Below are 13,548 nucleotides of genomic sequence, written 5' to 3'. Positions count from 1 at the left end.
GGACCCGGTGCGTTGGCCAGCCCCGTCGCCCCCCGTGACATTCCGTTTGGGTTTTCGGACCGTCAACCGGAAGACTGCACCCGTGACGTCCCGTATCCCGCGCGACTCCAGGCTTCGACTCGTCCGACCGCGACCCCTGGCCGCCGCCCCCCGAGCTGTGAACCAGCGGCGCCCGCGCCGCCCCGCCCCCCGGCCACCGGAGGGCACCCCGGCCCCTGGCGAGCTGGCCAGAATGGCGCGGACCGGTCTGGCCGGCGCGGTCCGCGTCGCCCGCTGGGCCGACGCCGCTCTCGGTCCCGGCCGGGACAGCGCCACCACCGACGGCAAGGCCACCCTCTCCGACGCGACCGCGGAACGCGCCGCAACCGACCTCGGCCTGAGCGCCGCTCAGGTCCGCGCCGACTGGGACACCGCCCGCCTCGCGGGACTCATCGAGGTGCACGGGGACAGCGCGCGCCCCGGCTGGCGGCTGCGCGCCTGGGACCGCGACGACAGCGCCGTACTGCGCGGCTGGGTCGCCCTCTTCGACGCCTGGTCGCTCGCCTGCCCGGAACCGGCCGGCCCGGAGCCCGCCGCCGTGGCCGAGGTCGTCTCGGCGATGCCCCAGGTGCTCTCCTTCCTCCAGCTGTCCGCCGGTCCCGTCCCGGTCGAGCAGCTGCTCGACCTGCTCCAGCAGCGGGTCACCGAACTGCGCACCGAGCGCTGCGAGGTCCCCTACGGGCCGGGCGCCGCCGACTCCGCGGGGCCCGCGGAGACTCTGAGCCCGGCGGAACCCGCTCCTGCCGGGGACACCCCGCTCGCCCCCCTCCTCGACTGGGCCGTCAAGGCCCTCGCCTCCGTCGGCGCCCTGACCTCCGGCGACGGCCAGGCCACCCTCACCCCGCTGGGCAGCTGGGCGGTCTGGGTCAAGCTGGAGCAGATCTGCGTGGCCGCACAGAGCCCCGCCGGCAACATCGAGCAGTCCGCCGAGGACATGCTCCGCGGCTGCGCGCAGCTGCGTCCCAACGCCGCCCGCGCCGAGTACCGCGCCTGGCTCGCCGCCCGCCCCGTCGGCAGTGCCGTCACCGAACTGCTCGGCGCCGCCCGTGGTGAGGACGCCCTGCTGCGCGGTCTCGCCTTCGAGGCGCTGCGCGTCGTCGGTGCCCCCGCCGAGCCCGACGTACGCTCCGTCGTGGACGAGCCGGCCCTGAGGCCGTACGCCCTGCTGTGGCTCGCCGAGCACGACGGCATCGACCCCGAGGACGCCCACGAGGTCCTCACCCGGGAAGAGGCCACCTGGCTGTGGGTCGACACCGCCGCCGCCGTCGCCGACCATGGCGAGACCGCGATGCTGGTACGGCACCTGGAGGCCGCGGTGCAGCCCACCGTCCCCGTGCTGCTGGACGAGGTCCGCGCCGTCGGCCACCCGCGCACCGTGCAGGTCCTGGTCGCGCTCGCCGCAGCCCACCCCGACCCCGCCCTGGCCAAGGCCGTGCGCCGGGCCGCCTTCCAGGTGCACACCGGCGGATAGCCGCGGCCGGTGGGACCGGGCCGCTCAGGCGCCGATCTCGGGGGCGTACGTCCCGAAGCTCCAGATGTTGCCCTCGGCGTCCCGGGCCATGTAGTCACGCGAGCCGTAGTCCTGGTCCGTCGGGGGCATCAGGATCTCCACGCCGTGCTCGACGGCCTGGTCATGGTGGGCGTCCACGTCGTCCACGACGATGTACACCCCCGCGGGACCCGCGTCCTTCATCGCCGCGTCGAACAGGCCGCCGCGGCCCTTGGAGCCGACCATCACCGCGCCGTTGCCCTGGACCAGCTCGGCATGTATCACCGTGCCGTCCGCCCCTTCGTACACCGACAGCTCGGTGAAGCCGAAGGCCTCCGTGAGCTGCTTGATCGCCGCCTTCGCGTCCGCGTACAGCAGCGTCGGGTAGATGCTCGGCCGTCCGCCCGTGCCTGCCATGCCGATCACTCCTTCGTGCGTCGGTTGCGCCGTGGCTTCGAGTCTTGCAGCCCCCACTGACAACGCCTCGTGCGAAGCCGCCCAGCCGTGCCTCCCGGTCCGGGCGTGCTGTACGTCACGTCACCCTCCGCGCGTCGCCCGGAGCAGCCGGTCCGAACGCATGGACGTAGAAAAACAGCTTGCACGGCCCCGTTAGACTTGTCCGCATGGCCATTCTCCTCGCGCATTAGACGGCGGGAACGTCCTCAGCCGCCCATCCCGCCAATCCACCCGCCCTGGAGTCTGTCCGTGATCTCCGCCTCCGGTATCGAGCTGCGCGCCGGTGCGCGCGTCCTCATCGAGAGCGCCACTTTCCGTATCGCCAAGGGTGACCGTATCGGCCTGGTCGGCCGCAACGGCGCCGGCAAGACCACCCTGACCAAGTGCCTGGCCGGAGAGGGCATCCCGGCCGCAGGCCAGATCGCCCGCTCCGGCGAGGTCGGCTACCTCCCGCAGGACCCCCGCACCGGCGACCTCGACGTCCTCGCCCGCGACCGCATCCTCTCCGCGCGCGGCCTGGACGTGCTGATCCGCAAGATGCGCGAGAACGAAGAGCGCATCGCCAACGGCAAGGGCGGCACCCGCGAGAAGGCCCTCAAGCAGTACGAGCGCCAGGAGACCGAGTTCCTCACCAAGGGCGGGTACTCCGCCGAGGCCGAGGCCGCCACCATCGCCGCCGCACTGAACCTCCCCGACCGGGTGCTCGGCCAGCCCCTGCACACGCTCTCCGGCGGTCAGCGCCGCCGTATCGAGCTGGCCCGCATCCTGTTCTCGGACGCCGACACGCTGCTGCTCGACGAGCCGACCAACCACCTCGACGCGGACTCGATCATCTGGCTGCGCGACTACCTGAAGACCTACCGCGGCGGCTTCATCGTGATCTCCCACGACGTCGACCTGGTCGAGACGGTCGTCAACAAGGTCTTCTACCTCGATGCGAATCGTTCAACGATCGACGTCTACAACATGGGCTGGAAGCTCTACCAGCAGCAGCGCGAGGCCGACGAGAAGCGCCGCAAGCGCGAGCGCGCCAACGCCGAGAAGAAGGCCGCCCAGCTCAACGCGCAGGCCGACAAGATGCGTGCCAAGGCCACCAAGACGGTCGCCGCGCAGAACATGGCCCGCCGCGCCGACAAGCTGCTCTCCGGCCTGGAGGCGGTCCGCCAGTCCGACAAGGTCGCCAAGCTCCGTTTCCCGGAGCCCGCGTCCTGCGGCAAGACTCCGCTGATGGCCGAGGGCCTGTCGAAGTCGTACGGCTCGCTGGAGATCTTCACCGACGTCGACCTGGCCATCGACAAGGGGTCGAGGGTCGTCATCCTCGGCCTCAACGGCGCCGGCAAGACCACCCTGCTGCGTCTGCTCGGCGGGGTGGAGCAGCCCGACACCGGCGAGGTCGTCCCCGGCCACGGCCTCAAGCTCGGCTACTACGCCCAGGAGCACGAGACCCTGGACGCCGACCGCACGGTTCTGGAGAACATGCGCTCGGCCGCCCCGGACATGGACCTGGTCGAGGTCCGCAAGGTGCTGGGCTCGTTCCTGTTCTCCGGTGACGACGTCGACAAGCCCGCCGGCGTCCTCTCCGGCGGTGAGAAGACCCGGCTCGCCCTCGCCACCCTGGTCGTCTCCTCGGCGAACGTGCTGCTCCTGGACGAGCCGACGAACAACCTCGACCCCGCCAGCCGCGAGGAGATCCTCGGCGCGCTGCGCACCTACAAGGGCGCGGTCGTCCTCGTCACCCACGACGAGGGCGCCGTCGAGGCGCTCCAGCCCGAGCGGATCATCCTGCTGCCGGACGGTGTCGAGGACCTGTGGGGCTCCGACTACGCGGATCTCGTCGCCCTGGCGTGACCGAAAGCCTGATCCACTGCGTATGGATCATTCGGCCGATCCGTGATCCATCATCTGTGTGAGATCTCCTCGTATCGAGGTGTGTCGTACATCGATTTCGCGGCCGATCCCTTGACCCCCAAGGGATCGGCCGCCTCGCGTCCCTGACCTGGCACTTCGCGAATCCACCCGTTCGGCTCTGCGGACACACCGCTCTGGAATCGCAGATTCCGCTTGTGGGGATGTGCTCCTGTCGTCACAACGATGTCTCACGGACCTTGCCGAATGGGTGGCCATCACGCCCCGGAGGGGTGATCATGAGGAGACCAGAGCGCACTTCCCATGAGGAGGCACGGGTGGCCGAGACTCTGAAGAAGGGCAGCCGGGTGACCGGCGCCGCGCGCGACAAGCTCGCGGCAGACCTGAAGAAGAAGTACGACTCCGGTGCGAGCATCCGGGCGCTGGCCGAGGAGACCGGCCGCTCGTATGGCTTCGTACACCGGATGCTCACCGAGTCGGGTGTCGTGCTACGTGGGCGCGGCGGAGCGACCCGGGGCAAGAAAGCCGCCTCGGTCTGACTCCGGGCGGTCCACCGGCTTCGATGGTGGCCACCCGGTCGGTTGTCTGATCGGCCGGGTGGTTACTGTGCAGTCACTTAGCATGCCGTACGGCAATGCGTGATGACTGCACTCATCGGAGGCGCCCCATGGCTTCGCCTGACCAGGACCTCGCTCCTGTACTCGACAAGGACGGCGTACGGCTCACCGTCGACGACGCGCTCGCCACGGTGACGCTGACCAACCCGGCCAAGCGCAACGTGCAGAGCCCCGCTCTGTGGCGGGCGCTCGCCGAGGCGGGTCGGCTGCTGCCGGGCTCCGTCCGTGTCGTCGTGCTGCGTGGCGAGGGCAAGTCCTTCTCCGCCGGGCTGGACCGGCAGATGTTCACCCCGGAGGGGATCCCGGGCGAGCCGACCTTCACCGAACTCGCGCGCCGTGACGACGCCGGGCTCGACGCCGCCATCGCCGGATACCAGGACGCGTTCACCTGGTGGCGGCGGAACGACATCGTGTCCGTCGCTGCTGTCCAGGGGCACGCCATCGGTGCCGGGTTCCAGCTCGCGCTCGCCTGCGACCTGCGAGTCGTCGCGGACGACGTGCAGTTCGCCATGCGCGAGACCAGCCTCGGCATCGTCCCCGACCTGACCGGCACGCATCCGCTGGTCGGACTGGTCGGGTACGCCCGCGCGCTCGAGATCTGTGTCACCGGGCGCTTCGTGCAGGCCGAGGAGGCGGTGGCCTCCGGGCTGGCCAACCTCGCGGTGCCCGCCGGGGAACTCGACGGTGCGGTGCGGGACTTGGCCGGGGCGCTGTTGGCTGCGCCGCGGGATGCGGTGGTGGAGACGAAGGCGTTGTTGCGGGGTGCGGTCGGTCGTACGTATGAGGAGCAGCGTGCGGCTGAGCGTGCCGCTCAGGCTCGGCGGTTGCGGGACTTGGCCGGCGTGGGCGAATGAACTCTGCGCTGGGCAGGCCCCCGGCGTTGGTCGCTGTGCCACTCGTTCCGCCCTGCGGAACGACTGCCCACAGCGGGAGGGCGTTCAGCCCACGCTCGTGACCAGTACCGCCACCGTCGGGTGGTCCTCCAGTGTGTCTCGTACGGTCGCGCGCACCTGTCGGGCCACGTCCACGGCTCGGTAGTCCGTTCCCACCGCCACCTCCACCCGGACGTGGCGGTGAGGGAGTGACGTGTCGCCTGTGCGTTCCTCGATGTGCACCGCACGTCCCAGGCCGCCGAGTGAGCCCGTCAGCTGGGTCACCCCGGGGACGCAGAGCGCGGCGGCGCTCACGCGGGACTCGTCCGGATGCGTGGGTTCCCGGGCGGGCGGCGGCTGCGGTGCAGGTGCCTGCGTAGCCTGCCCGTCCGCCGGATCCAGCAGGTCCGTCACCCGCAGGTCCACCTCGGCGACCGCCAGGCCCAGCCGCTCCGCTGCGGCCGTCGCCAGGGCCTGCCGCAGCCGGGACGCCGTCGTGGGCAACGGCTCGGCCGCCGTGGCGGCGAAGTCCGCCGTCACCCGCAGCGCGCCCGGCGGCAGCGCGCTCGGCGGGGCCGGTACGACCGGCTCGGGGACGTCCAGCGGATCGGCGAGCGTGATCCGCAGCGCGCCCAGCCGCGCACCCGGCACTCCTGCTGCCGCGTGTCCCAGCACCGCTACGGCCGCCGCCTCCGCGATCCACGCCCCGTCGCGCGGGCCGCCGAGCGGCAGCAGCCTGCCGAGACCCAGCTGATGCCGTACTCCCTGTGCCCACCGGTCCGCCGTCATTCCTCCAGCCTGCCGCACATCCGGCGCGCAACCGCGCAACCTTGCTTACGGTGGTCGAAGGACGACGACCGAGAGGGACGTACGGCGATGACCGAGATGACGACGACCTCAGACGGTGACAACGAACCCCAGGTGTCGACTCGCAAGACCACCCGGCGCGGCGGCGGGGACCCGGCGACCCGTGGCCGGACGACCATCGCCGACGGGGTCGTGGAAAAGATCGCCGGAATGGCCGCCCGGGACGTCGTCGGCGTACACGCCATGGGCGGCGGACTCTCCCGCACCCTCGGAGCCGTGCGCGACCGGGTGCCGGGCGGCTCGAAGTCGGTGACCCGGGGTGTGAAGGCCGAGGTCGGCGAGGTCCAGACGGCGCTCGACCTGGAGATCGTCGTGGACTACGGCGTGTCCATCGCCGACGTCGCCCGCGCGGTACGGGAGAACGTGATCGCCGGCGTGGAACGCATGACCGGACTGGAGGTCGTCGAGGTCAACATCGCCGTGAGCGACGTCAAGCTGCCCGAAGAAGAGGAAGAGGAGCCGGAGCCCCGGATCCAGTGAGGCATCGCGGCGCCGGACGCCGCCTGCCTGACGAGCTGAGGAGCGCTGCATGAGCATGGCCCTGGTCGGCATGATCGCCGGAATGGCGCTGGGTTTCGCCGGGTACTTCGGCGGGTTCGGAGCCTTCCTGCTGGTGGCGGCGCTGGGAGCCGTCGGGTTCGTCGTCGGCCGGTTCGCGGAGGGTGATCTGGAAGTCGGCGAGTTCTTCCGTACCCGCGGCGACCGGCGCGACCGGCGGCGGTGACCGCCGTGAGCGCGGAGACCGGCACGGTGCGCCCGTCCCTGGAGCCGGTGCTGCCGGGCGAGCGCGGCGCCACCCGGATCGCCGACCGGGTCGTCGCGAAGATCGCCGCGCAGGCCGCACGCGAGGCACTCGCCCCGCTGCCCGCGGGCGCCGCGGCCCCGCACGCCACGGTCGTCGTGTACCGGCAAACGGCCCGCGTCCGCGTCCATCTCGAACTCGGCTATCCCTGCGACCTCGGCACCCGCTGCGCCGCCGTGCGTCGCCAAGTCATGGAGCGGGTAGGCGCATGGGTGAGCATGGAGGTGCCGGAGGTCGTCGTCCAGGTCGAGCGGCTGCATCTGACACCGGCACCCGGCGCGCCACACGGGAGGACGCCATGAGCGAGCCCCGGCCACCCGAGGGCACCACCACCCAGCGACTGCCGGTCCTCGACAAGACCCCCACCGCCCTACCGCCCCTGCTCCCCGAGAGCAGCGGCCGCTTCTGGTCGGCGCGCCGCGTCCCGGCGGGCATCGTCGCCCTGCTCCTGCTGGCGGGCGCGGGTGTCCTCCTGTACGACATCGCCGCCGTCCGCGCCCACCGTCCCGCGATGCACTGGCGCCGCGCACTGGCCCGGCAGCTCGCCGAGCGCCCCCTGGACGACACCTGGGTGCTGGTCGGAGCGGGCATCGCCGCAGCCGTCGGCCTGTGGCTGATCGTGCTCGCCGTCACGCCCGGCCTGCGGGAGTTGCTGCCCATGCGGCGCCCGCACCTTGACGTCCGCGCCGGACTCCGGCGCGAGGCGGCCGCGCTGGTGCTGCGCGACCGGGCCATGGACGTCTCCGGCGTACGGGCGGTACGGGTGCGGATGCGTCGGAAGAAGGCCGACGTCCGCGCGGTCTCGCACTTCCGCGACCTGGACGACGTGCACGCCGATCTGGACGTGGTGCTCGCCGACACGGTCCGGGGGCTCGGGCTGGCCCGCCCGCCCGCGCTGTCGGTGCACGTCCGACGGCCCGGACGGAAAGGGTGAGGCGGATGCGCAACGGTGCCGTCAACCGCGTCCTGCTCGCCCTCGTGGGCCTGCTGCTGCTCGCCCTCGGCGGCTCGGTGCTGGCCGTGGGCCTGGGCGCACCGCCGCCGCACTGGTGGATCCACTCCGGCCCGCACGACGTGCTGCTCAGCCAGGCCGAGCGCACCCGTCGGCGGGACACCGTCTGGTGGTGGCCGGCGGTCATCGCGGCCCTGGCCGTTCTCGTCGTGCTCGCCCTGTGGTGGCTCACCGCCGTCCTGCGCCGGCGCCGGCTGACCGAGGTCCTGGTCGACACCGGCGACGGCGAGGGCGCCCTGCTGCGGGGCGGGACCCTGGAGTCCGCCCTGGCCGCAGACGCCGCCCGGCAGGAGGGGGTGGCCCACACCGAGATCCTCCTGACGGGCCGCCGTACGACTCCTGCGGTACGGGCCCGGCTTCAGCTGGAGCCGCATGTGGACCCCGGCACCTCACTGAGCGACTTCACCGCCCGGGCCCTGACCCACGCCCGGGAGTCGGCAGGCTTGGCGTCACTTCCGGCGGAGGTACGGCTGAGGGCAGTCAAACACCGTGCGGAGAGGGTGAGTTGACGCTCAGAACCCGTGCCTCATCCCGCCGTCCACAGGCACCATGATCCCCGTCAAGTACGACGCAGCCGGCGACAACAAGAAGGCCGCAACCCGCCCGAACTCCTCGGGCGCCCCGTACCGGCGCAACGGGATCCGCGACTCATTGGCCGCCCGAGTGGCCTCGGGATCCGCGGACATCCCGTCGAGCTCCCGCACGCGGTCCGTGTCGATACGCGACGGCAGCAGCCCCACGACCCGAATCCCGCGCGGCCCCAGCTCATCGGCGATCGACTTGGCGAACCCGGCAAGCCCCGGCCGCAGCCCGTTGGAGATCGTCAGCCCCGGAATCGGCTCGTGCACCGACGCGGACAGGACGAATCCGATGACCCCGCCCGTCTCCAGCTCGGCCGCCGCCGCGCGAGCGACCCGTACCGCGCCGAGGAACACCGACTCGAACGCGCCCCGCCACTGCTCGTCCGTGTTGTCGGCGACGAACCCGGGCGGCGGCCCGCCGACGCTGACGAGAACGCCGTGGAAGCCGCCGAAGTGCTCCCGGGCGGCCGCGATCAGCCGCTCCGGCGCCCCCGCCTCGGAGTTGTCGACGGCCACGCCCAGCGCGTTCGGGCCCAGTTCGGCGGCCGCGTCGGCGACCCGCTTCTCGTCACGGCCGGTGATGACCACCTTCGCCCCGTCGGCGACCAGTTCCCGCGCTGCGGCGTTGCCCAGCCCGCGCGTGGCGCCCGTGACGACGTACACCCGGTCCTTCAGTCCAAGATCCATGGTCCCTATCCTGCCCCCTCGCCCCCGAACAGCGTGAGGGCGGTGTTCACCAGCGCGATGTGGCTGAACGCCTGCGGATAGTTGCCCACCTGGCAGCCCAGTTCCGGGTCGTACTCCTCGGCCAGCAGTCCCACGTCGTTGGTGAGGCCCGCCAGCCGCTCGAACAGGTCCCGGGCCTCGTCCGTGCGGCCGGTCATGTGCAGGGCGTCGGCGAGCCAGAACGAGCAGGCGAGGAAGGCGCCCTCGCCGCCCGGCATTCCGTCGACGCCGACGGCGTCCGTGTCGTAGCGGCGCACGAAGCCGCCGTGGCCCAGGTCCTCGCGGATCGCGTCGACCGTGCCGATCACCCGGGGGTCGTCGGGCGGAAGGAAACCGACACGCGGGATCAGCAGCAGGGCGGCGTCCAGCTCGCGCGAGCCGTAGTACTGGGTGAAGGTGTTGCGCCGGGGGTCGAAGCCCCGCTCGCACACCTCCCGGTGCACCTCGTCGCGCATCGCCCGCCAGCGCTCCAGGTCGCCCTTCAGCTCCTGGTGCTGCTCCAGCGCCTGTACGGCGCGGTCCGCGGCCACCCACACCATCACCTTCGAGTGCACGAACTGGCGCCGGCCGCCGCGCACCTCCCACAGGCCCTCGTCGGGCTGCCGCCACGACGCCTCCAGGAACGTCATCAGCGCGCGCTGAATCGACCACATGTGCGGCTTGGTGGGCAGACCCGCGCCGCGGGCCAGCGACAGCGAGTCCATGACCTCGCCGTACACATCCAGCTGGAGCTGCTCCACGGCGCCGTTGCCGACCCGTACGGGCGCGGACCCGGCGAAGCCGGACAGCCAGGGCGCCTCCCACTCCGGCAGCCGTCGCTCGCCCGCCAGGCCGTACATGATCTGCAGGTCCGCCGGGTCGCCCGCGACCGCGCGCAGCAGCCAGTTGCGCCAGGCCTCGGCCTCTTTGTGGTAGCCCGCGGCCAGCAGGGCGCCGAGGGTGAGGGTGGAGTCGCGCAGCCAGCAGTAGCGGTAGTCCCAGTTGCGCACACCCCCCAGCTCCTCGGGCAGCGAGGTGGTGGCCGCGGCGACGATCCCGCCCGTCGGGGCGTAGGTGAGGGCCTTGAGCGTGATCAGGGACCGTACGACGGCCTCCCGGTGCGGCCCGTCGTAGCGGCAGCGGGCCGTCCAGCGCCGCCAGTCCCGGACGCTGGTGCTCAGCGCTTCGTACGGGTCGATGAGCGCGGGACGCGGCTCGTGCGAGGGGTGCCAGGTCAGCACGAAGGCGACCCGCTCGCCCTCGGCGACGGTGAACTCCGAGTGCGTCGCCATGCGCTCGCCCCAGGTGTGCACGGGCGGTTCGGAGCGCAGCCACGTCGAGTCCGGGCCGGCGACGGCCACCCGGTGGCCGTCGGCGCGGCGCACCCACGGCACGATCGAGCCGTAGTCGAAGCGCAGGCGGAGCGTGCTGTGCACGGTGACGCGCCCGCTGACGCCCTCCACGATGCGTACGACGTCGGGGGCGAGGTCGCGCTGCGGCATCAGGTCGGTGACGCGTACCGTGCCCTCGGCGGTCTCCCACTCGGTGTCGAGGACGAGGGTGTCACGCCGGTAGGCGCGGCGCGTGCAGGTGTCCGCGCCCTTCGGCGCGATTCTCCAGTGGCCGTTGTCCTCGTTGCCGAGGAGCCGGGCAAAGCAGGCTCCCGAGTCGAAGCGGGGCAGGCACAGCCAGTCGATCGAGCCGTCCCGGCCGACCAGTGCGGCCGTCTGTTCGTCGCCGATGAGGGCGTAGTCCTCGATGCGCGCGTTCACGGGATGCGGCTTCCCGCCGAACCTGGGGGCCAATCAGGTGGTGCGCCGGGGGAGTGACGTTTCCCCGGGGCGCCGGGCCGTGGATCACACGGTGGCCGGCGCCGTCTCCTCCGTCTCCTCGGGCTTCTCCTCGGCCGCGGCCTCCTCGCGGTCGCGGATCTCGCGCCGGACCAGGAACCACCAGCCCACCGGGACGCCCGCGGCGAACAGCCACCACTGGATCATGTACGCGTAGTTCAGCGGGGCGTCCTCGCTGCCCGGGTCGGTGATCTGCTCCGGGGAGCCGCCCTTGGAGTCGGGGGCCGTCTGCTCGACGTAGCCGCCGAGCACCTTCGCGCCGAGACGCCGGGCCTCCTCCGCGCTGTTGATCAGCATGATCTGCCGGTCCGGCAGGCCCTTGACGTTCTTGATGCCGCTCGCCGCGGTGGTCTCGTCGGCCTTCAGCCGCCCGGTGATGGTGACCCGGCCCGCGGGCGGCGCGGGGATCCTGGGAAAGGCGGTCTGCACGCCGTTCGCGGGGATCCAGCCGCGGTTGACCAGCAGCACCTTGCCGTCCGTCAGGACGAACGGGGTCAGGACGTGGAAGCCGACCTCGTCGTCGGAGTTGGTCCGGCGCCGGACCACGACCTCCCGGGAGGTGTCGAAGGTGCCGGTCGCGGTGACGGTGCGGTACTTCTCGGTGCGGGTCACGCTGTGACCGGGCGAGGTCAGCTGTTCGACCGGGACCGGCTTGGCGTGCAGCGCGTCGGAGACCAGGTTGTTCCGTGCGGTGCGCTCCTCGTACCGGTGCTGCTGCCAGAAGCCGAGCCTGATCATCGTCGGGATCAGCGCGATCGCGACGAGGGTGAGGATCACCCACTGGCGGGTCAGCAGGAAGCGGTAGCGGTGCACCCCACGACGGTACAACTCGGTCGTGGGGTGCGATCGGGCGGGTGCCGGGTCACACTCGGTCGACGATCCCCACCTTCCCCTCGGCGCGGGCGCAGTGGGCGCCGCAGTAGAAGCTGCCGTCGGCCTCCACGCCCTGGCCGATGATCGAGACCTTGCAGTGCTCGCAGACCGGGGCCATGCGGTGGATCGCACAGGAGAAGCAGTCGAACACGTGCACAGCACCCTGTGCGTGGACCTCGAAGGTCATCCCGTAGTCATTGCCGCAGACTTCACAATTCGCCATGCGCCACAGGGTGAGCCGTCGCCCGCGCCGCGGGCCGACGGGCGCCGGGCGAGTCGCGATGAATCACCCGTCCGTACGGGTCCTTGCGTCCGCTCACCCGTCGGCGGGCTCGACATCCCGCAGCAGCTGCCCGAAGGCGGCCTCGTCGACGACCGGCGTGCCGAACTGCCGCGCCTTGACCACCTTCGAGGTGCCCGAGTCGGGGTCGTTGGTGACCAGCAGGCTGGTCAGCCGGGACAGGCTCGTCGCCACGTGCAGCCCGGCCTCGGTCGCCCGGTCCTCCAGCAGCTCCCGTTCGGTGGACGTGTCCCCGGAGAACGCCACCCGCATGCCCTGTTTGAGGCGTTTGCCGTCTTCGTACCGTCCCGGGTTGGGGTAGGGGCAGGCCGGCCGCTTCCGGGACGGGCGCCAGCCGGACGGCTGGTAGCCGCCGTATCCCCCGCTCGCCTGCCGGCCGATCCGGGGCGTCTGCGCCCACTCCGTCAGCGGCCGGCACTCCAGCAGCGGCAGCCGTACGCCGCCCGCCGCGGCGGCCCGCAGGCTCGGCCGGAACGCCTCGGCGAGCACGCGCGCGTCGTCCAGCGCGTGGTGCGCCCGCTGCTGGACGACCCCGAAGTGGGCCGCCAGCGACTCCAGCTTGAAGTTGGGCAGCGGCAGCCCCAGCTCCTTCGACAGCGCGATGGTGCACAGCCGCTGCCGCACCGGCGCCTCACGCTGCACGCGCGCGTACTCGCGCGCGATCATCTGCCAGTCGAAGACCGCGTTGTGCGCGACCAGCACCCGGTCGTCGAGGCGGGCGGCGAACTCCTCGGCGACGTCCGCGAAGAGCGGCGCCCCTTCGAGCACCTCGCTCGTCAGACCGTGTATCCACACGGGGCCCGGATCACGCTCCGGGTTGACCAGGGTGTACCAGTGGTCCTCGACCTCACCGCGCGCGTCCAGCCGGTAGACGGCGGCGGAGATGATCCGGTCGTCCCGGGCCAGGCCGGTGGTCTCCACGTCAACGACCGCGTATCCCTTCGGATACGCGGCCGGCCACTGGGTGGGGGAGGACACTGCGGTCGCACGGTCTTCGAGCATGGTCACTGAGGATACGGGCCGCGACTGACAGCGCCGTCCCCCAGGGCCGACCCCGCCCCTTCGCACCCGCCCTCCCGCTCGGACACCGCACACGCGTGCGTGCCCGCAATGCGGCCGACCCGCAGGACAGTTCGGGCGGCCGGCCGGGCGTCGTCCGCGGCGCCGCAACCAGGTGCCGCGTCCCTCTTGGCGGCCGCGTGACCCGGACGGGCGCCG

Annotated in this window: 16 protein-coding genes; 9 read left to right on the top strand and 7 right to left on the bottom strand. The window is 72.2% G+C overall.

Features of this window, described 5'->3' with window-relative positions:
- Positions 1-232 precede the first annotated feature (232 nt).
- Entirely contained in the window at positions 233-1,510 is a 1,278-nt protein-coding gene (locus tag AQI88_RS03875) for a hypothetical protein (RefSeq protein WP_066991881.1), read from the top strand.
- 24 nt (positions 1,511-1,534) lie between these two features.
- Here the strand turns inward: AQI88_RS03875 and AQI88_RS03870 are convergent, their stop codons facing one another.
- Entirely contained in the window at positions 1,535-1,945 is a 411-nt protein-coding gene (locus tag AQI88_RS03870) for a VOC family protein (protein ID WP_066991878.1), read from the bottom strand.
- Positions 1,946-2,233: 288 nt separating this feature from the next.
- Between AQI88_RS03870 and AQI88_RS03865 the strand changes: the two genes are divergently transcribed.
- From AQI88_RS03865 to AQI88_RS03855, 3 genes are all read left to right on the top strand, one after another.
- The gene (locus AQI88_RS03865) at positions 2,234-3,832 is read left to right on the top strand and encodes an ABC-F family ATP-binding cassette domain-containing protein (RefSeq protein WP_066991873.1); all 1,599 of its coding nucleotides are present in this window, start codon (positions 2,234-2,236) and stop codon (positions 3,830-3,832) included.
- Positions 3,833-4,167: 335 nt separating this feature from the next.
- Entirely contained in the window at positions 4,168-4,389 is a 222-nt protein-coding gene (locus tag AQI88_RS03860; protein ID WP_023551707.1) for a helix-turn-helix domain-containing protein, read from the top strand.
- Positions 4,390-4,517: 128 nt separating this feature from the next.
- Entirely contained in the window at positions 4,518-5,321 is an 804-nt protein-coding gene (locus AQI88_RS03855) for an enoyl-CoA hydratase/isomerase family protein (RefSeq protein WP_066991870.1), read from the top strand.
- A gap of 84 nt (positions 5,322-5,405) precedes the next feature.
- Here AQI88_RS03855 and AQI88_RS03850 read toward each other — a convergent pair whose 3' ends face one another.
- Complete coding sequence (locus AQI88_RS03850; protein WP_066991867.1) at positions 5,406-6,128, bottom strand: nucleopolyhedrovirus P10 family protein; 723 nt, start codon at positions 6,126-6,128, stop codon at positions 5,406-5,408.
- An 87-nt stretch (positions 6,129-6,215) separates the two neighbouring features.
- Between AQI88_RS03850 and AQI88_RS03845 the strand changes: the two genes are divergently transcribed.
- Genes AQI88_RS03845 through amaP form a run of 5 tightly spaced genes read left to right on the top strand, consistent with a single transcriptional unit; the run spans position 6,216 to position 8,529 of the window.
- Positions 6,216-6,686 (top strand): Asp23/Gls24 family envelope stress response protein, encoded by a 471-nt coding sequence (locus tag AQI88_RS03845; RefSeq protein WP_066991864.1) that lies wholly within the window; start codon positions 6,216-6,218, stop codon positions 6,684-6,686.
- 49 nt (positions 6,687-6,735) lie between these two features.
- The gene (locus tag AQI88_RS03840; RefSeq protein WP_066991861.1) at positions 6,736-6,930 is read left to right on the top strand and encodes a hypothetical protein; all 195 of its coding nucleotides are present in this window, start codon (positions 6,736-6,738) and stop codon (positions 6,928-6,930) included.
- Complete coding sequence (locus AQI88_RS03835; RefSeq protein WP_066991858.1) at positions 6,927-7,310, top strand: hypothetical protein; 384 nt, start codon at positions 6,927-6,929, stop codon at positions 7,308-7,310. The genes AQI88_RS03840 and AQI88_RS03835 overlap by 4 nt, the downstream gene beginning before the upstream one ends.
- Positions 7,307-7,942, top strand: coding sequence for a DUF6286 domain-containing protein (locus AQI88_RS03830; RefSeq protein ID WP_066991854.1), 636 nt, complete (start codon positions 7,307-7,309; stop codon positions 7,940-7,942). The genes AQI88_RS03835 and AQI88_RS03830 overlap by 4 nt, the downstream gene beginning before the upstream one ends.
- Positions 7,943-7,947: 5 nt before the next feature.
- Positions 7,948-8,529, top strand: coding sequence for an alkaline shock response membrane anchor protein AmaP (gene amaP, locus AQI88_RS03825; RefSeq protein WP_066991852.1), 582 nt, complete (start codon positions 7,948-7,950; stop codon positions 8,527-8,529).
- Positions 8,530-8,532: 3 nt separating this feature from the next.
- On the opposite strand, the gene AQI88_RS03820 is transcribed toward amaP, so the two are convergent.
- From AQI88_RS03820 to AQI88_RS03800, 5 genes are all read right to left on the bottom strand, one after another.
- Positions 8,533-9,288 carry an SDR family oxidoreductase gene (locus AQI88_RS03820; RefSeq protein WP_066991848.1) on the bottom strand — a complete coding sequence of 252 codons (756 nt, stop codon included), beginning with the start codon at positions 9,286-9,288 and terminating at the stop codon, positions 8,533-8,535.
- Between the two features lie 5 nt (positions 9,289-9,293).
- Positions 9,294-11,078 (bottom strand): glycoside hydrolase family 15 protein, encoded by a 1,785-nt coding sequence (locus AQI88_RS03815; protein WP_066991845.1) that lies wholly within the window; start codon positions 11,076-11,078, stop codon positions 9,294-9,296.
- An 84-nt stretch (positions 11,079-11,162) separates the two neighbouring features.
- Positions 11,163-11,969: an SURF1 family cytochrome oxidase biogenesis protein gene (locus AQI88_RS03810; protein ID WP_066991842.1), complete on the bottom strand. Its 807-nt coding sequence runs from the start codon at positions 11,967-11,969 to the stop codon at positions 11,163-11,165.
- A gap of 49 nt (positions 11,970-12,018) precedes the next feature.
- Positions 12,019-12,252: a hypothetical protein gene (locus tag AQI88_RS03805; RefSeq protein WP_066991839.1), complete on the bottom strand. Its 234-nt coding sequence runs from the start codon at positions 12,250-12,252 to the stop codon at positions 12,019-12,021.
- Positions 12,253-12,345: 93 nt separating this feature from the next.
- Positions 12,346-13,332, bottom strand: coding sequence for a DEDDh family exonuclease (locus AQI88_RS03800; protein ID WP_066993610.1), 987 nt, complete (start codon positions 13,330-13,332; stop codon positions 12,346-12,348).
- Positions 13,333-13,548 lie beyond the last annotated feature (216 nt).

This window comes from Streptomyces cellostaticus, from assembly GCF_001513965.1.
GTDB classification, from domain to species: domain Bacteria; phylum Actinomycetota; class Actinomycetes; order Streptomycetales; family Streptomycetaceae; genus Streptomyces; species Streptomyces cellostaticus.
This window is presented reverse-complemented; position numbering and strand designations above follow the sequence as displayed.